General features: G+C 34.3%; 17 protein-coding genes. 4 read left to right on the top strand and 13 right to left on the bottom strand.

Annotation, left to right across the window (positions count from 1 at the left end; translation table 11 throughout):
• On the top strand, positions 1 to 1,077 hold the full coding sequence (locus tag PND65_RS07520) for a metallophosphoesterase (RefSeq protein WP_195375587.1): 1,077 nt from the start codon (positions 1 to 3) through the stop codon (positions 1,075 to 1,077).
• A gap of 181 nt (positions 1,078 to 1,258) precedes the next feature.
• Here the strand turns inward: PND65_RS07520 and PND65_RS07515 are convergent, their stop codons facing one another.
• The 10 genes from PND65_RS07515 to PND65_RS07470 form a co-directional block, all read right to left on the bottom strand.
• Entirely contained in the window at positions 1,259 to 2,296 is a 1,038-nt protein-coding gene (locus PND65_RS07515; protein ID WP_271991276.1) for a threonine aldolase family protein, read from the bottom strand.
• 184 nt (positions 2,297 to 2,480) lie between these two features.
• On the bottom strand, positions 2,481 to 2,825 hold the full coding sequence (locus PND65_RS07510; RefSeq protein WP_195375588.1) for a hypothetical protein: 345 nt from the start codon (positions 2,823 to 2,825) through the stop codon (positions 2,481 to 2,483).
• Between the two features lie 30 nt (positions 2,826 to 2,855).
• Positions 2,856 to 3,515: a DNA alkylation repair protein gene (locus PND65_RS07505; protein ID WP_195375589.1), complete on the bottom strand. Its 660-nt coding sequence runs from the start codon at positions 3,513 to 3,515 to the stop codon at positions 2,856 to 2,858.
• Positions 3,516 to 3,531: 16 nt separating this feature from the next.
• On the bottom strand, positions 3,532 to 4,362 hold the full coding sequence (locus PND65_RS07500; RefSeq protein ID WP_271991278.1) for a DUF4299 family protein: 831 nt from the start codon (positions 4,360 to 4,362) through the stop codon (positions 3,532 to 3,534).
• A gap of 169 nt (positions 4,363 to 4,531) precedes the next feature.
• Positions 4,532 to 6,085 carry an acyl CoA:acetate/3-ketoacid CoA transferase gene (locus PND65_RS07495; RefSeq protein ID WP_271991281.1) on the bottom strand — a complete coding sequence of 518 codons (1,554 nt, stop codon included), beginning with the start codon at positions 6,083 to 6,085 and terminating at the stop codon, positions 4,532 to 4,534.
• An 18-nt stretch (positions 6,086 to 6,103) separates the two neighbouring features.
• Positions 6,104 to 6,883 (bottom strand): enoyl-CoA hydratase-related protein, encoded by a 780-nt coding sequence (locus PND65_RS07490; RefSeq protein WP_271991284.1) that lies wholly within the window; start codon positions 6,881 to 6,883, stop codon positions 6,104 to 6,106.
• Positions 6,884 to 6,947: 64 nt separating this feature from the next.
• On the bottom strand, positions 6,948 to 7,784 hold the full coding sequence (locus tag PND65_RS07485; protein WP_035400012.1) for a 3-hydroxyacyl-CoA dehydrogenase family protein: 837 nt from the start codon (positions 7,782 to 7,784) through the stop codon (positions 6,948 to 6,950).
• Between the two features lie 14 nt (positions 7,785 to 7,798).
• Positions 7,799 to 8,827, bottom strand: coding sequence for an electron transfer flavoprotein subunit alpha/FixB family protein (locus tag PND65_RS07480; protein ID WP_015535886.1), 1,029 nt, complete (start codon positions 8,825 to 8,827; stop codon positions 7,799 to 7,801).
• Between the two features lie 14 nt (positions 8,828 to 8,841).
• A complete protein-coding gene (locus PND65_RS07475) occupies positions 8,842 to 9,633 on the bottom strand; it encodes an electron transfer flavoprotein subunit beta/FixA family protein (RefSeq protein ID WP_015535885.1) in 792 nt (263 codons plus the stop codon).
• A gap of 20 nt (positions 9,634 to 9,653) precedes the next feature.
• A complete protein-coding gene (locus PND65_RS07470; protein ID WP_015535884.1) occupies positions 9,654 to 10,793 on the bottom strand; it encodes an acyl-CoA dehydrogenase in 1,140 nt (379 codons plus the stop codon).
• A 272-nt stretch (positions 10,794 to 11,065) separates the two neighbouring features.
• Between PND65_RS07470 and PND65_RS07465 the strand changes: the two genes are divergently transcribed.
• A complete protein-coding gene (locus PND65_RS07465) occupies positions 11,066 to 12,271 on the top strand; it encodes an acetyl-CoA C-acetyltransferase (RefSeq protein ID WP_015535883.1) in 1,206 nt (401 codons plus the stop codon).
• A 47-nt stretch (positions 12,272 to 12,318) separates the two neighbouring features.
• On the opposite strand, the gene PND65_RS07460 is transcribed toward PND65_RS07465, so the two are convergent.
• A complete protein-coding gene (locus PND65_RS07460; protein WP_195295118.1) occupies positions 12,319 to 12,909 on the bottom strand; it encodes a LexA family protein in 591 nt (196 codons plus the stop codon).
• Between the two features lie 141 nt (positions 12,910 to 13,050).
• Here PND65_RS07460 and PND65_RS07455 point away from each other — a divergent pair, with 141 nt between their 5' ends.
• The gene (locus PND65_RS07455; RefSeq protein WP_204714562.1) at positions 13,051 to 14,307 is read left to right on the top strand and encodes a Y-family DNA polymerase; all 1,257 of its coding nucleotides are present in this window, start codon (positions 13,051 to 13,053) and stop codon (positions 14,305 to 14,307) included.
• Positions 14,297 to 14,614, top strand: coding sequence for a YolD-like family protein (locus PND65_RS07450; RefSeq protein WP_195375593.1), 318 nt, complete (start codon positions 14,297 to 14,299; stop codon positions 14,612 to 14,614). Before PND65_RS07455 ends, PND65_RS07450 begins: the two co-directional genes overlap by 11 nt.
• A gap of 29 nt (positions 14,615 to 14,643) precedes the next feature.
• On the opposite strand, the gene PND65_RS07445 is transcribed toward PND65_RS07450, so the two are convergent.
• On the bottom strand, positions 14,644 to 17,082 hold the full coding sequence (locus PND65_RS07445) for a hypothetical protein (protein ID WP_271991286.1): 2,439 nt from the start codon (positions 17,080 to 17,082) through the stop codon (positions 14,644 to 14,646).
• Positions 17,083 to 17,137: 55 nt separating this feature from the next.
• On the bottom strand, positions 17,138 to 17,950 hold the full coding sequence (locus tag PND65_RS07440) for a sensor histidine kinase (protein WP_271993436.1): 813 nt from the start codon (positions 17,948 to 17,950) through the stop codon (positions 17,138 to 17,140).
• Between the last annotated feature and the right edge of the window lie 81 nt (positions 17,951 to 18,031).

The following is an 18,031-nucleotide window of genomic DNA, read 5'->3' as shown; positions in this document are numbered from 1 at the left end:
ATGGATCGCAGTGTTAAAGTAAAACGACTTCAATCCCCCTCTAAAGGAAGAACAATTTGTATCAGCGATATACACGGCAATTTGAATATTTATAAAAAATTGTTGAATAAAGTAAAATATCAACCGGGCATAGACCGGTTGATGCTTTTGGGAGATCTTGTTGAAAAGGGAGAAAAAAACCTGGAAACACTTCACTTTGTGATGAATCAAGCCAAACATGAAGATGTACATGTTATTATGGGAAACTGTGATTTTATCTGTAAGAATGTGCTTTTTGCCTATCGACTGGATTTTTTAAAAGACGTCCTCTTACAAAGAAAACAATCTTTGATCCATGAAATGGCAAATCAAATTGGTATTTCTTTAGATATAAATACTGATATGAGCTGGTATACACATGAAATTCGCAAACACTTTTTAGATGAACTATGTTTTTGTAATGATCTACCTCATGTCATTGACACGGATTCGCATATCTATGCACATGCAGCTATCATGAATGAAACTACATTTGGCGATGATTTTAGAGAAGTTATGACAACACATTTCTTTTTAAATAAAAACATGCATTTTCATAAAAAAGTCATTGTTGGTCATCTTCCTGTTACTGAATATTGTCATTCCATTGCCTCATTCGATCCAATCTATGATGGAAGTACAAATGTATATTCCATTGATGGTGGTAATGTCGTAAAAAAAGCAGGACAGTTAAATGCTCTGATTTTTGATAAAAATATCGTTAATGTTGAAAGCGTGGATGAATTACCAGAAGTTGAAGTTATTGAAACGGTCTTGGAACATAATCAAATTCCTCTGTTTGTCACATGGAATACATCACAAATTAAAGTTTTGAAGACAACTTCGAAACAATCGTTAGTTTATAATTCATTTTTAAATCGAACTTTCTGGGTTGAGAATGAATTCATTCAAGATTTTAAGGCAACAGATTATACAAATTATCAGATACCATTAACCAAAGGAGAAACAGTAAAACTTGTTTGTCTCTATCAAGATAAAGCTCAAGTTAAAAAAAATGGCGTTCTTGGCTGGACATATCAAAAAAATTTAAAGATATAAGATCATCTAAATATTTTGACAGATTTAAATTTATATGTTGATATTTCATTGTACGTACTTAGACATGGTTTTCTGGCCGCTCGAGGCTGGATGTGCAGATTGATGCAGAGCCATGTCTTTTTATATGAAAAAATCTCACCATTATAGACTAAGAATTTAATCTATGTTGGCGAGATTTCTATTATTTATCTAATTCTTTTGCGATATACAAGCATTTACAAAGTTCTTTTACATCTTCTTCACTTGTATTCCAGCTTGTAACTAAACGCACAGATAAAAAATCATCCTGTTTATTCCAAATTTCAAAATCAACCATCTTTGATAAGTAATCATACTGTTCTAATGTTAAATTTAAGAAAATTTGGTTTGTTGTGCTTTTCATTAGAAATGGATACCCAAGATTATGCGCATACGCCTGGATTCTTTGAGCCATTTCATTTTCGTGTTTAGCAACTCTAAAGAAAGCTCCATCATAGAATAAACCAACAAACTGTAAACCTAGAAGCCATCCTTTTGCCATCATGGCTCCATCTTGCTTCATGACAAAACGGAAATTTTGCGCTAAATCCTTGTTTGAAAATACGACAGCTTCTCCCATTAAGGCACCATTTTTAGTTCCTCCAATATAGAAGACATCACACCATTTAGCTATATCATTCAGTGAGTAGTCAACTCCGGATTCTAAAGCTGCTCCTAAACGTGCTCCATCCATCATCAAATAAAGTCCTAATTTATCACAGGCTGCCCTTAATGATTCTAATTCTTCTCTAGTATAAACAGTACCAAATTCTGTAGAGTTTGAAATATATACTAATTTCGGATAAACCATATGCTCATATGTCATCATATGATCGTTAAAGCATTTTTCAATCTGTGAAGCATGTAATTTACCATCTGAATTGGGTAATTCAATTACTTTATGACCAGTAGCTTCAACAGATCCGGTTTCATGTGTTGAAATATGTCCGGAATCACAAGCTATAACAGCTTCATACGGACGTAAAATTGATTTAATGATCGTTAAATTTGTTAATGTACCACCTGAAATAAATTGAATATCAACTTCTGTATCAGGCATATTTGCCTGAATCAAAGTTCTAGCCTGTTCACAATATTTGTCTAATCCATATCCAGGATGGCTATCATAATTTGTCTTGTTTAATAAATCTAAAATTTCAGGAATACATCCCTGTCCATAATCGTTACGGAAAAATAACATTGTATATTCCTCCTTTCAGTAACGGTTTTATTATATCACAGATAAAATAATGCGAAAAGAACACATCAGGTATGTTCTATATTGAAAAAAGCCATAACTTTTTGAAATTATTTCTGACTAGAAATATTTTAATTCTATTTGTTAGATATCGTACTTAAACACCTTTTTCTAAATTAGGATTTTTCTATCCTATAAAAACATTGTAAATCACTACAACATAGACAAATACTGCGGTTAAGCAGGTTATAATAAAACCTCCTTTATCTCTATTATTTTTATATTCTACACTTCTTAATAGTAATAGAGTGGCAAGTGATACAAGCATAATTGTATTTGCGATGTCGAAGGAAAGAATTTTCACTAATCCTAATGTAGCAAAAAGCATTGTTATTATAGATAAAATGATTTTTGCGATTTTCATACAATCACATTCCTTTGTAAAAATTTTAAGATTCCCTTTTGTGTATTTAAGTTTTTCGTTATTTTCTATTTTATTGTTTATTGCGCCTAATTGCGATAACTTCCCCATCTATTTTCTCCTTTGTAACACAATGATTTTCTAAATATACTTAGTAGCCTCTTTAATGCTAAGCTTTGCCATATTCTCTTTATGTGATTGAATGAATTTTCTGACCCATTCTGGATTCGTTTTAGAATAATCTCTTAAAGCCCATCCTATAGCTTTATTGATGAAAAATTCCTCGCTATTAAGGTTGTTTACAAGGATCTGTTCCAATAATTTCGTATTGGTTTTCTCTTTTCTTCCAAGCTGATGATCTATCGCTAATCTTCTTACCCAAAAATTTGGATCTTTTGACCATGCTAACATTAAACTATCTACTCGTGGATCATTCAACCCAATGGTTCCAATTACTTGATCAAAGAAATCAATTGTATCCCACCATTGTTTATTCCTAATATAATTTTCAATTTTAGAAATGTCTTCATAACTTAAAAATTTATTGAGCTTGATCAAGTAATCATATACAAGATATTGAAATTCTCGATGTTCATCTTGAAAACATTGATTCAGAAAATTCCAATCCACTTGTTTTGATTGCTTCTCTTCTTTTAGAAAGTCCTTGTATAAAGATTTTCGTATAGGTGTTGGAATTCCGTAAAATTTAAACATATTTCGCATATATTTAGACATTTCTATTGCCCTTTCAGAATTGGAATATTGTTCAAAAAGAATTCTCATTTTATTGTATTTATCCATAAACATCCTTTATTAATTAAATCTTGACTTCATATTTAGTGACAAGATCATCTATTTGCGTTTCATTTAATGTGATGATAACATGATTTGCATCATAATAGTTAGCATTAGATACATTGTTTATAAAATCATTGTAAGGGATCGTCTTTCCTTCTTGCACCATGACATACCATTCATGAATACCCTGAATTTGATTTAGAATGATATAAGGTTCTTTAGGAATTACACTTGGAATATTAGCTCCAATAGCGTAGATTCCTACTAATCTATCATGAACTTTATAAACTTTTGGTACTGCATAATATACATCAAGTGATTGGGTTGAATGCAAGTATTCTTCAAATCGATTTAAATCATGATGAAATTTATTGATTTCATTTATACCAATCGAGATAGGATTATAAATACCAAAAATTTCAAAACGCTGATATGTATTCTTTTGGATTTTAGATTCAATATCTTTAAGTCCTTCAATGCTTCCTTCTATATCATATCTAATGAATTTTTCATTCTCTTTTATATGTACCTTTTCTTCTTCTCGTATATATGTAGTAACTTTATACAGATTACATAATGATTGAATTGTATTATAGAACAGATGTATTTCTGAAGGTGTTGTTGGTAAACTTAACTGCAAAACTACATCAAATTCATCCATTGAAATGTCTATTCCACGAGCAGATTTGGCATTATCATATAACAGTGTATGTTTGGCGATTTCATTTTCAATCAATCGATAATTTTCATCACAAACTCCATAAGATAAATTCGTATATCCGATGATTTCTTGAATACTCATCTTTTTCTTAAATAAACCTTTTGGCTTGATTCTTGCGATAACGGACATTATTCTTCTCCCTGTTTAAATTGATTTTAGGTATGTTTTATGTACTAATTTTAGTATATCATTATCTTAAAAAAGTACCTATTCATTTTATACGAATAGGTATTTTTTCATAAAATATAAAAAGCTATGAAATTCAATAGAGATTGATATTTCATAGCTTTATGTAAAATTAAGCTTTTAGACCCATGATTTCGTCTGTGAATAGACGAGCATCCATAAGTTTTAGATCTTCTGCGATAGCAGGTCTGAATTCCATTTGTCCAAGAACATCTTTTTCTAAATCAACACCTGGAGCAATTTCGGTTAAAGTAAATACCCCGTTGCGTAATTCAAAGACAGCACGTTCTGTTACATAAAGAACTTTCTGACCGATTTCTGCAGCGTATTCAGCAGCAAATGTGATCTGTTCAACTTCTTGTATGAACTTTTTGATCTTACCTTCTTCTACGATTTCTAATTTACCGTTTCCGATGTTTTCCTTTAGGCCTTTTGCGGTAAATGTTCCACAATATACTACAACAGGAGCTGTTTGTGTAATGTTGATGAAACCTCCGCATCCAGCGATTTTTGGTCCAAAACGAGAAACGTTGATATTACCGAATTTATCACATTCGGCCAATCCTAAAAAGGCTTGATCCAATCCACCGCCATCATAGAAGTCAAACTGATATGGCTGATCAATGATAGCTTCAGGATTCGTACAAGAACCAAATGCTGTACCGCTCATTGGTACACCACCAATACCTCCGGCTTCAACTGTCATCTTTAAACCAGGAAGACCTTCTTCATTGGCAACATTGGCAATACCTTCAGGCATACCAATACCTAAGTTGATTACTGCTCTAGGATCTAATTCCATAGCTGCGCGACGACATACGACTTTACGTGCATTTAGTGGCATTGGATCAATTGAATCAGCAGGGACACGTACTTCTCCAGATAATGCTGGATTGTATTCACCTGCATATGTCTGCCAGTGGTTTTCTGGCTTTCCGATAACGATGGCATCTACATAGATACCGGGAATCTTAACATCTTTGGCTTTTAGTGTTCCATTTTCAACAACGTTTTTGACCTGAACAATAACTTTACCACCAGAGTTTTTAACAGCTTGTGCAATCGATAATGAATCCAAAGTTGCAGCTTCTTGATCCATTACTACATTTCCACTTTCGTCTGCATAAGTACCACGCAATAAAGCAACGTTTAATGGGAATGATTTATAACGTAACCATTCTTCTCCATCCATTTCGATCAATTCAACTAAGTCTTCTGCCTGACGTGTTCTTTCATTCATCTTAGCCCCTTCTAAACGAGGATCGACGAATGTTTTTAAACCAATTTTTGTGATAACACCAGGACGATGCCCGGCAATTTCTCTAAACATCAAAGAAATAGTACCCAATGGTAAGTTATAACCTTCTACTTTATTTTCGAATACTAATCTTTGGAAAGTCGGGATCAATCCCCAGTGCCCTGCAATAATTCGTTTTAACAAACCTTCATGACCTAAGTGGTTAACACCTAACTTATCTGTTCCATCACCTACACCAGCGGAGAACATAACTGTTAAATCTCTTGGGTGTCCAGTTTCTTTAAAACTATTCTCAATTGCGATTGATAGCTCCTGAGGGTGTCCCATTCCTATAAAGCCACCAATACCGATTGCATCGCCATCTTTGATCAGTTTAACGGCTTCTTCGGCTGTCATTAATTTTGACATATAATTCCCTCCAAGCTTTTATTTGTTTTTAAATTCTTTTTCTTTTACTTTATTTACGAAGCATTCCATTCCATAAGTCTGATCTTCTGTAGCGAAGCAAGCAGAGAAATCTTTTACTTCAACTGCGATTGCAGCGTCGATGTCTAATTGAAGTCCTTCATTAATAGCTTTCTTAGCCTGTGCAACAGCAATAGGTGCATTCTTGCAGATACCATTTGCCATTTTCATAACTGTTGCCATTAATTCTTCAGCAGGTACAACAGCGTTTACCAAACCAATTGATAATGCTTTGTCAGCTTTGATGTTTCTAGCACCGAAGATCATTTCTTTAGCGATTCCAACAGGTACTAAACGAGCTAGACGCTGTGTTCCACCAAATCCTGGAGTAATTCCTAATCCAACTTCTGGCTGTCCAAATACAGCGTTTTCGCTTGCAACACGGATATCACATGCCATAGCAAGTTCGCATCCTCCACCTAATGCAAAACCATTAACAGCTGCGATAACTGGGCAATGCATTGTTTCAATGGCACGGAAAATTTTGTTTCCATAAGCACCATATTCAGCTGCTTCTTCAACAGTTTTGTCTTTCATTTCAGCAATATCAGCACCAGCTACGAAACTTTTTGCACCAGCACCAGTAATGATCGCACAGTAAGTATCTTTATCAGCTTCTACAGTATTTACCGCTTCTTCTAAATCTTTTAAAACAGCTGTACTTAAAGCATTTAATGCTTTTTCACGATTGATCGTAATGATTGAAACGTGACCTTGCTTTTCTAATAATACGTTTTCCATCTTGTGTTTTTCCTTTCCTTTTTAAAAAAGGCGAAACGAATGTTCGCCTTCAATTTTTAAAATCCTAGTATTTGAAGAAACCTTCACCAGTCTTGCGACCTAATTTACCAGCACGAACCATTTTTCTTAATAATGTGCTTGCACGGTATTTAGAATCACCAGTTTCATTGTATAGAACGTCCATTATAGCAAGAACGATATCCAAACCAATTAAATCACCTAAAGCCAAAGGTCCCATAGGATGGTTTGCACCTAACTGCATAGCTGTATCGATATCAGATGCAGATGCGATACCTTCCTGAAGGATGAAAGTAGCTTCATTGATCATTGGAACTAAGATACGGTTAACAACGAATCCAGGTCCTTCGTTAACTTCAACTGGAGTTTTTCCAATTTCTTTAGAAATAGCAATGATTTCATCTTTAACTTCAGCTGGAGTGTTTGCTCCGGAAATAACTTCAACTAATTTCATACGATCAGCTGGGTTGAAGAAATGCATACCGATAACTGGATGTTTGATTCCGTTAGCAATTTCAGTTACAGACAATGAAGAAGTGTTTGTTCCAAAAATTGCGCCTTCTTTAACGATTTCATCCAATTTAGCGAACAATTCTTTTTTAACTGGCATCTGTTCAAGAACAGCTTCAACGATTAGATCGCAGTCAGCTAGATCTTCATAAACACCAGCTTTTAAATTAGCTTTTGCAGCTTCAGCAGCTTCAGCGTCGATTTTTCCACGAGCAACTAATTTATCTTTGCTGGCGCAGATTTTAGCAACACCGTTTTCTGCCCATTCTTTTTTAACGTCAACTACTGTTACTTCATTTCCAGCACTGGCAAATGCATTAGCAATGCCCTGTCCCATTGTACCAGCACCAACAACACCAATTTTTCTAGTCATTTTTTATTATCTCCTTAAGCAGCTTTTGCTTTTTTAATTTCTTCTACAAGTAAAGGTAATACTTCGTTTACATCACCAACGAATCCCATGTTAGAAATCTTGAAGATTTCTGCTTCTGGGTCACGGTTGATAGCGATGATCATATCTGATTTTTCCATACCAGCAACATGCTGAACGGCACCAGAAATACCACAAGCGATATACAATGCAGGACGAACTGTCTTACCAGTCTGACCAACCTGGATATTCTTGTCTGCATAACCATCTTCTACAACAGCACGAGTAGCACACATTACACCGTCAAGTTCTTCAGCACATGCTTTTACTACATCTAGGCATCCTTCAGCACCACGACCAGCACCTACAAGGATGTTTGCTTTTGTGATATCCACACCTTCAACGATTTTTTCAACAACTTTGTCGATTGTTACTTCTGGTTCAGTTGTTTTCCAATTTGGAGAGAAAGTTTCTACTTCACCAGTACGAGTTTCATCAACTGGAGCCATATCGAATACTTTTGGACGAATTGTAGCCATCTGTGGACGAGTGTCTGGGCATACGATCGTACCGAATAAGTTACCACCGAAAGTAGGACGAGTTACAAGCAATAATGCTTCTCCCTCTTTAGCTTTATCAAGATCGATAGCAATCTTAGTAGCATCGGCAGTTAGTCCGGCATTAATACGAGCAGCAACACGTGGAGCTAAGTCACGTCCAAGTACAGTTGCACCAGTTAAGAATGAATCTGGTTTATAGTTTTCGATTACCTGAGTCAATGCATCTGCATAAAACTGAGTTGAGTAATCTTTTAATAATACGTCATCAACAACGATAACTTTATCAGCACCGTGTGCAATAACTTCATTAGCTTTGTCAGCAATCTGATGTCCAAGCAATACACCAACTACTTTGAATCCCATTTCAGGAATAGAAGCAACTAGTTTTCTTGCTTCAGAAATCAATTCGTAACCAACTTCAGCGATTACACCGTTTTTCTGTTCAACAAAAACATAGATATCTTTATATCCTTCAAATTTTGCCATGTAAATTCTCCTTCCTACTTAGTAATCAATTGCTTTTCTTTCAAAGTTTTCGCAATTAATTCAGCTGTTTCTTTAGCTGGCATGTTATAAGTCTGTGTTTCAGCACTAACATCTTTTGTGAATGTAGCGTGAACTTTTGTAGGAGAACCTGCTAAACCAACAACAGACTGGTCTAAATCAAGATCATCAAATGTCATGATCTTAACTGGGTTGTTGAAAGAATCAACGATATCATTACAGTTCATGTAACGAGGTTTGTTCATTCCAGATAAAGTAGTTAATACACAAGGCATTTTAGCAGTTAAGATTTGTTCTTCGTCTTCCAAAGCTTTCTTAACTGTTACTTTTTCAGGAGTTAATTCAATGATTTCATCAACGTAAGTTACCTGAGGTAAATCAAGACGTTCAGCTGTCTGAGGACCTACCTGTGCAGTATCACCATCGATAGCCTGACGTCCAGCGATGATCAAATCATAACCAATCTTCTTAAGTGCTGCTGCCAAAGTACGGCTTGTTGCACAAGTATCAGCACCACCTAAACGACGGTCTGTTAGCAAGTAAGCTTCATCTGCACCACGTGCAATTGTTTCCTGAAGCATTCCTTTTGCCTGAGGTGGACCCATAGATACAACAGTAACGTTGATTGATGGATCTTTATCTTTTAATTCTAAAGCAGCTTCAAGACCTGCAAGGTCATCTGGGTTGATGATGCTAGGAACACCATCACGTACTAATGTACCAGTTACTTTATCAACTGTAATTTCAGTTGAATCTGGTACTTGTTTTACAAGAACGACAATTTTCATAATTATTCAGATTCCTTTCTTTAGCGTAACATTGCACCAGAAATTACCATACGTTGAACTTCTGAAGTACCTTCATAGATTTCAGTGATCTTAGCATCACGGAACATTCTTTCAACTGGTAAATCACGAGTATAACCATATCCACCCATTAACTGGATAGCTTTTGTAGTTACTTCCATTGCAACTTCAGCAGCAAACAATTTAGCTTCAGCAGCAAGTGTTGTATAAGGACGACCTTCTTCTTTTGCCATAGCAGCAGAATATACAAGCCATCTTGCAGCATCTACTTTAGTCTGCATATCAGCTAATTGGAACTGAGTGTTCTGGAATTTAGCGATTGGACGACCAAACTGTTTACGAGCTTTTACATAAGGGATAACTTCATCGATAGCACCCTGAGCAATACCTAATGCCTGAGCAGCGATACCGATACGTCCACCATCAAGAGTCTGCATTGCGATCTTGAATCCCTGTCCTTCTTTACCTAATAGGTTTTCTTTTGGAATACGAACGTTATTGAAGATAAGTTCACTTGTAGCAGAACCACGGATACCTAATTTCTTTTCATGAAGACCGAAAGTGAATCCTGGAGTTCCTTTTTCTACGATAAACGCAGAAATACCACGAGTTCCTTTTGATTTGTCTGTCATTGCGAAGATGATATAAACTTCAGCTTCACCTGCGTTTGTGATGAAGATCTTAGTACCGTTCAATACATAATGATCACCATCTAAAACAGCTGTTGTCTGCTGTCCAGCAGCATCTGTACCGGCATTTGGTTCAGTCAAACCAAATGCAGCAAGTCTTTTACCTGTGCATAGGTCTGGCAAGAAACGTTTTTTCTGTTCTTCTGTACCAAACTGAGCGATCGGCCAAGTACCCAAAGATGTATGAGCACTTAATACAACACCTGTTGTCGCACAAGTTTTTGATAATTCTTCTACAGCCATGATGTAGCAAAGATAGTCAGCTCCAGCTCCTCCGTATTCACGAGAATAAGGAATACCTAACATTTTTGCCTGACGCATAACTTCAACGTTTTCTTTTGGGAAACGTTCGTTTTCGTCTACATCAGCTGCGTTTTCTTTTACTTCGTTTTGCGCAACTTCTCTGAACAACTTCTGCATAAGTTTTTGTTGTTCTGTTAAATTGAAATCCATAAATGAAGTTCTCCTTTCCTTTTCTGAACCATTCGATTTTTTGGATATCGAAAAGCATGATAAAGATAAACTTTTCACACAGACTCATTTTACAAGGTATTTTTCATGTAGTCAATGAATTTGTGAATTTTTTAATTAGTTATTTTTTGGCTTTTTTTAACAAGTATTCTACACAAATTATTTTTTTCACAAAGTGTTGACAAACCCTTTCCTTTTGACTAGTATGTGACTGTAAAAACCTATTATATAAAGGTAGAAAGTGAGTGTAAAAAATGAGAAAAGCTTATATCGTCGCTGCAAAACGTAGCGCAATTGGTACTTTTATGGGCAGCTTGACAGACGTTGATGTTGCCGATATGGGAGCAACCGTATTAAAAGAAACAATCAAACAGGCCAACATTGATCCTGCAAACCTTGATGAAGTTATCATCGGTAATGTAATTGCTGCAGGACTTGGACAAAACATCGCCCGTAACGTTGCTTTTAAAGCAGGTATTCCTGTAGAAGTATGTGCTCAATCCATTAACATGCTTTGTGGTTCTGGTTTAAAAGCTGTAATGGAAGCAACTTTAAGAATTCAGGCAAACTTTGGTGATCTTTATGTAGCTGGTGGTGTTGAATCAATGACACGCGCTCCATTCTTATTGAGCTATAAGAATCGTAAAGGTGTTAAATCTGGTGATATGACGGTCGTAGACTCTATGTTGCATGATGGTTTAACAGATGCTATGTATGGAATTCACATGGGTGTAACAGCCGATAATATTGCCAAAAAGTATAACATCTCTCGTGAAGCACAGGATGAATTTGCTTTAGCAAGTCAGCAAAAAGCTTTGGCAGCTATTGAATCTGGTCGCTTCAAAGATGAAATCGTTCCTATCACTTATTCCACAAGAAAAGGTGAAGTAGTTTTTGATACAGATGAGCATCCTCGTCAAACAAGCATGGAAAAACTAGCTAAACTTCGGCCAGCTTTCACAAAAGATGGAACCGTTACAGCAGGTAATGCTTCAGGTATCAATGATGGTGCTTCTTTCACGATCATCGCAAGTGAAGACGCCGTTAAGAAATATAACTTAAAACCGATCTGTGAAGTTGTAGGATTTGGTCAAGGTGGTGTTGATCCACGTGTCATGGGACTTGGCCCTACTCCTGCTATCTTGAACGCATTGAAATATGCAGATCTTAAGATTGAAGATATGGAATTGGTTGAATTAAATGAAGCGTTTGCTGCACAATCTCTTGGTGTTATTCATGAACTTGAAGAAGCTACAGGTATGGATCGTGAAGAATTCTTGAAAAAGACAAACGTAAATGGTGGTGCAATTGCATTAGGACACCCAGTTGGTGCTTCTGGTAACCGTATCCTTGTTACTTTGATCCACGAAATGCAAAAACGTAATTTAACTACAGGTCTTGCATCTCTATGTATCGGTGGAGGTCAAGGAGCAGCTGTTATTATCAAAATGTGCAAATAAACTTATATCAAAAGAAAGCACAGAGAAAAATTTCTCTGTGCTTTTTTCTATGCCAGATCTTTTCGAATAAAACGAACTAGCCCTATAATCCGAACGGGTGTTTCCTCTACTTCTTTCATTGTAAAGAACTTTGATTCATACTTTGAGTTAGCCGGTTCTAAAATCATAAGATCATCTTTGAAATATACTTTTTTGATCGTTGCCTCTTCCTCGATCATTACGATAGCAATTTGTCCAGATTGAACAGTGTCACACTTCTTAACATATACAAGATCACCATCATAGATATGTGCTCCTTCCATAGAATCTCCGACAACTCTTAAAAAGTAATCACCTTTCTGAGCATCTGATTGCCCAAGTTCCAAATATCCTTCGATATCTTGATCTGCCCAAAGATCATACCCTGCTTTTACATTCCCTAAGATTGGTTTGATACGATCTGTTTCTTCAATTACTTTTTCAACATCGCAATCTAAGACAGTTGAAAGTTTTTGAATGGTCGTTTTTTTTAACTTTGTGCTTTCACCATTGATCCATCGATAATAAGTTGATACAGATACACCAACTTCTTTAGCTACATCCGCATGACTTAAATTATTTTGAATTTCAAATTGCACTAGCAGTTCTCTTAAGGTCATATGCATCACTCCATATTACATATGATAACAAATATAATTTTATTTGCAAAATTAAAACATTAAATAATTTACAAATTCCCAAATCTATCTTGTTTTAAGAATTGGATAGTTATAATATGAATTCACAGAGGAGTGATATAGATGGACAAATATTATTTATGTATCGATCTTAAATCCTTTTATGCTTCAGTAGAGTGTGTAGAAAGAGGACTAGATCCATTTAAAGTAAACTTAGTCGTTGCCGACCCTACAAGAGGGCCTGGTGCTATTACTTTAGCGGCCACACCTGCAATCAAAAAACTTGGCATAAAAAGTCGAGGAAGGATCTTTGAGATTCCCAAGCACATCAAATATGAAATTGCCATGCCAAGAATGAAATTATACATGGAATATGCGGCCAGGATCCATGAAATATTCTTAAAATATATATCCAGCGAAGATATCCATGTTTATTCGATCGATGAATCTTTCTTAGATATCTCTTCATATCTAAATCTATATAAAATGAACCCAAAACAAATTGCTTTGATGATCATTCAAGATATTTTTAAAGAAACCGGCATAACTGCAACTGCTGGAATTGGAACCAATTTGTTCTTAAGCAAGATTGCCTTGGACATCATGGCAAAACACGCTCCAGATTATATAGCTTATCTTGATGAGGATATCTTTAAACAAACATTATGGTATCATACACCTTTAACGGATTTTTGGATGATTGGACCAGGAACCGTAAAACGATTGAACGCTTTAGGAATACAAAATCTATATGGTGTAGCTCATTATCCTGAAAAAGATTTATATAAAACTTTTGGTGTCAATGCAGAATACTTGATCGATCATTCCTGGGGCAAGGAACCAACAACTATTGCAGATATCAAAAATTATGTTCCACAAGCCAATTCAATTTCCAATTCTCAAATCCTTTTTGAAGACTATTCCTATGATGATGCTTATTTAGTCATGAAAGAAATGGTCGATATCAATGTTTTAACTTTAATAGAACGACATCTAGTTACAAATCACATTTCCCTTTTCATCGGATATTCCAAAGATATCATTCCCCCTTCTCGAGTGAGTCGACAAATAACTAACACAACAAATTCGTGCCGTGTTTTATTAGACGAATTTAAGCGATTATATAAAATAGGTGTGAATCCTAACTACCCCATCCGCCATATTGCCATCAGTTTTGGCAACGTAAAAAGTGAATTATATGAGCAATTTGACTTATTTACCGATCCTGAAGATATTGAAAAAGAAAAAAGAATCCAGCAAACGATCCTGTCAATTCATCATAAATATGGCAAGAATTCTGTCTTAAAAGGAATGAATTACTTAAAAAGAGCCACAGCCAAAAAAAGAAATACATTAGTAGGTGGTCACAATGCCGATTAGAGTTCGGGCTCAACGAGCACAGATGTTTCAATCGTTTGATTCTTTAAGAGGATTTCGAGAAATCATCAAACAAACAGAAAGGATCATTGTACCAAAAAGAGAGCTTTCCAACGATGACCTTGAACTTTTAGACAGAACCGTTCATCAAGTACAACCTGGTATGATGATTAAAGTTATTTATTATGATAAAGGTCAATATGTACAATTTAAAGGAAAAGTAGCAAAACTTGATTTTGAAAACAAAAAGATCCAGATTGTCAAAAAGACTTTGGATCTTAATGATATTGTAGAAATGGATATAGAATGATCTCTTTTCAAAAATCTCGCTACTAAATTTTATTCATCTCCTGTTTTTAAGATGGATAGAACATATAATGTAAGAAATGCAAGAGTAACCAGGAAATATAAAGGCCAGGACCAATATTCCTGTGAAAATCGATTTGAAAAAGGATACATCAAACTTGGTGCTTGTAAATAGTCAAAATATTGAATAAAAACAAACAACCCAAAAGAAATAGAAATTATGATCAGAGATTCTATTAGTATTTCATACAATTTTATTTTATGAAGGATTGATTTATCAATTCCTAATTGATGATAAATCTTTATCTTGTCTTTAACATCAGCATTTTTTTGTCTAAACAAGATATACTGTGTAAATAAAACAATAGCTATAACAATTGTCAGAATCACAGAATTTAAGACCATGTTATTTTGAATTGTTTCCTGCTGAATTCTTTTATTCTGTGCATTGTTAAAAAAACTGAGATCATTTTTTGCGCAAATACTAGCATAGAAAGCTTCCGTTGGTTCCTGCTGTATGTTTTTATCTAAATACAGGTAAAGTTGATTTACCTGTCCTTTTGAGTCAAAGAAAGTTGGAGAAACGAACACAGTATAAGGCGTCTCGTTATTTAATGATGGATCGTATTCTTCAAAAACATGACGAATGATTCCTCCAACTTTGGCTTCTTTTTGAAAGCCATCCGCTGTTCGTAAAGTTAATTTTGTTCCGATCTTAATTGTGTCTTCTTGAACAACCTTATTTAAATCATAAAATGTGTTTGGATCAGTACTGACGTATGCCGTATTCTGTGTATCGAATAAATTTTCTGTTGTATATTCAGGAAGATAAATATAAATTTCTTTTCCCTTTAAAAAAGCTTCTTCATTAAACTCTCCATCATCTATGTTGTCTTTTAAAAATTTTAGATACTCGGTTTGTTTTGTACTGTATATATTTGGAAATAAACACTTTTGATTCTGCCAATCATAATTCATAAAGTGCATTAAATGGTTTTCCATACCTTTCTTATTCCATAAAAAAGATTGTTCTATTTCAGGCCATGTAACAGCAACATCGTAATTCAAATTTGAACTATAGTAGTTTTCAATGGATTGATTTGAAAGCAAGACATCCAGCTGGTCACTAATATCTTGCTGCTTCGTTTTATAACCGATTACTCGATCGCCATTATCATCAACAACTTCATATTTAAAAGAAGTTACATTTTTACCAGCTATCTGAATATCCGGTTGTGTATAAATTTCATTTAATTGATATTGTTCATGAATTTGTAAGGTCAATGAGTGATACAACAAAGTTAATAAAACTACAGATATGGAAATACGTAATAGTTCTCTTTTGTGATGAAAACGAAACGAACGAACAAACAATGAAAAAGGTGTTTGTTTCTTGTATCGGACTTTAATTGTTTTCTTTATGATTGTTTTTTGACTTGAAAAGGAATTTACATTGATTGACACAGAAGAAATATAAATATAACAAATTAAAACGATCATACTTAAGCTAAACAAATAAACCATCAAACTGATTAAAGATACCCATATATTTATTGATAAAACGATACAAATGATCAAATAAACACATAAAGGAAGACAAATCGACTTAAATAATAAAGAGGTAAAATCTTTAACCAGCATCTTATTATCCGTTCCTAAAGATTTTAAGATTTGGATTTCTTTTGTATGCTGATTTGCCCAATGAATAAAGACATAAGCAATTAATAAAATAGAATAACAAACCGTGAATATGCCTAATAGAGTAAATGGTATATTTTGATCAGAAAAAGGATCATAAGTAAATTCAACATATGCATTCATGACAATATCATCATTAATTTGAATTTCATTAATCGAATCAATATATCCTTCTTTGGCAATTAAAAACAAATTTTTAGATATAATTGTATCTTCACTAGGAAATATAAAGAATGATGCAAGCGTTCCATCAGTTGTCCAACTTGACGAATAGTTATTAATGACACCCGAAAGTACATACTCTCTATGAATAACAGACTCATCCATGTGTATGTCTAAATTTACTTTTTGATCTAATTCATAATCAATGCCCAGCAAATCCAAAACATATGCTTCAATCGCAATTTCGTTTTTATTTTCAGGCATATGTCCTGCTTTCATAGAAATATTAGACATTTCAAGAAAATCTTTATCTACATACCCGATTGAACCTTTATATTCTGTATCTTCCATAACCTCTCCGACAATGTTCATGTTTCCAATAGAGCGGATCATTTGATTGGACACAATCTTTGATTCAGAAGTTTCAGAAATATCATAAACTGCTGCATTCCATGCACCATAAACAGCCTGGTTTTGCTCTCTTTTTATTTCAAAGATTCTTATCTGCATGAATATAGAAAAAAGGATGATCATTAAAGATACAAATAGGATCAAAGAAAGTGAGAAAGATAATTTCTTATTTTTTGAATAGTATTTGAATTTTCTTTTCATACTGTCTCCTTACGATCCCATTTTAATAAACGCAAGATTACAAATGCATCACAATTTAAATATTAATTCTTTCTAATTTGTTGACAGGTAAAAGAATCCTAAAAGTAGTCTTATTTTCTTGGGATGAGACATCGATGCTTCCAAAATGATGTTCAATAATTTCCTTTGTCATATTTAAACCAATACCATAATGGTTATCATTATGATTTGATGTTTCATACCGCTTAAATAAATCTATTTGCTTATCAACTGAATATCCGTGATCCTGAATTTGGATGATAGCTTGATTCTTTTCTTCTTTTAAATCAACGTAAATTTTAGTATTTTCAAAGGCGTATTCTAAACAATTGATCAGAATACTTTCAAGAGCTTCTTGTATCCAAAATGGATCCATAAATAAATAAAACTCTTTTGTATTTAATTCAAATTGAATGTTCTTCTGATAAGCCTGTTCTTGTACATCCAAAACAACTTGTTTAATACACGATTCTAAATTATAAAATTTAAATTGATAATGAAGATTGTTTTGTCGAATTGAATATCCTTTTAAAAAGTCATTTGTCAGTTTATTTATTTTTTCTAATTGGTGATCGATCCTTTCTATATATCCCTTATTTCCCTCATCATCATTTAATAAGTCTACATTCAAAAAACATGTAGATAAAGAAGATTTGATTTGATGTGCCATATTTTCATATTCTTGATTTTGTTTTTGTTGATCCAACGACATCGATACAATCCTAGCCTCATATTCCTTTTTAATTTTATTCACCTCATATACAATGTCATTTTCAAGATCTTCCTGACCCTGAATGGCCAGGATCGTTTTTTCTTTATCTTCATTCATTAACTTTTGGCGGTGAATCAAATAGTGAATATTCCAAAGTGGCGGAGCCATCTAATCCGACAAAATAGAGCCACTTATTCCAATCTAGAGAACCACTTAATC

This window comes from Faecalitalea cylindroides (assembly GCF_028321995.1).
Lineage (GTDB): Bacteria > Bacillota_I > Bacilli_A > Erysipelotrichales > Erysipelotrichaceae > Faecalitalea > Faecalitalea cylindroides.
Note: the sequence above shows the minus strand (reverse complement) of the source record. Positions and strands in the feature narration are given on the sequence as shown.

Bases quoted from the DNA above. Each gene is read 5' to 3' on its own strand.
- PND65_RS07520 (WP_195375587.1), top strand. From the start codon at position 1: ATGGATCGCAGTGTTAAAGTAAAACGACTTCAATCCCCCTCTAAAGGA.
- PND65_RS07515 (WP_271991276.1), bottom strand. From the start codon at position 2,296: ATGTTATTTTTCCGTAACGATTATGGACAGGGATGTATTCCTGAAATT.
- PND65_RS07510 (WP_195375588.1), bottom strand. From the start codon at position 2,825: ATGGGGAAGTTATCGCAATTAGGCGCAATAAACAATAAAATAGAAAAT.
- PND65_RS07505 (WP_195375589.1), bottom strand. From the start codon at position 3,515: ATGGATAAATACAATAAAATGAGAATTCTTTTTGAACAATATTCCAAT.
- PND65_RS07500 (WP_271991278.1), bottom strand. From the start codon at position 4,362: ATGTCCGTTATCGCAAGAATCAAGCCAAAAGGTTTATTTAAGAAAAAG.
- PND65_RS07495 (WP_271991281.1), bottom strand. From the start codon at position 6,085: ATGTCAAAATTAATGACAGCCGAAGAAGCCGTTAAACTGATCAAAGAT.
- PND65_RS07490 (WP_271991284.1), bottom strand. From the start codon at position 6,883: ATGGAAAACGTATTATTAGAAAAGCAAGGTCACGTTTCAATCATTACG.
- PND65_RS07485 (WP_035400012.1), bottom strand. From the start codon at position 7,784: ATGACTAGAAAAATTGGTGTTGTTGGTGCTGGTACAATGGGACAGGGC.
- PND65_RS07480 (WP_015535886.1), bottom strand. From the start codon at position 8,827: ATGGCAAAATTTGAAGGATATAAAGATATCTATGTTTTTGTTGAACAG.
- PND65_RS07475 (WP_015535885.1), bottom strand. From the start codon at position 9,633: ATGAAAATTGTCGTTCTTGTAAAACAAGTACCAGATTCAACTGAAATT.
- PND65_RS07470 (WP_015535884.1), bottom strand. From the start codon at position 10,793: ATGGATTTCAATTTAACAGAACAACAAAAACTTATGCAGAAGTTGTTC.
- PND65_RS07465 (WP_015535883.1), top strand. From the start codon at position 11,066: ATGAGAAAAGCTTATATCGTCGCTGCAAAACGTAGCGCAATTGGTACT.
- PND65_RS07460 (WP_195295118.1), bottom strand. From the start codon at position 12,909: ATGACCTTAAGAGAACTGCTAGTGCAATTTGAAATTCAAAATAATTTA.
- PND65_RS07455 (WP_204714562.1), top strand. From the start codon at position 13,051: ATGGACAAATATTATTTATGTATCGATCTTAAATCCTTTTATGCTTCA.
- PND65_RS07450 (WP_195375593.1), top strand. From the start codon at position 14,297: ATGCCGATTAGAGTTCGGGCTCAACGAGCACAGATGTTTCAATCGTTT.
- PND65_RS07445 (WP_271991286.1), bottom strand. From the start codon at position 17,082: ATGAAAAGAAAATTCAAATACTATTCAAAAAATAAGAAATTATCTTTC.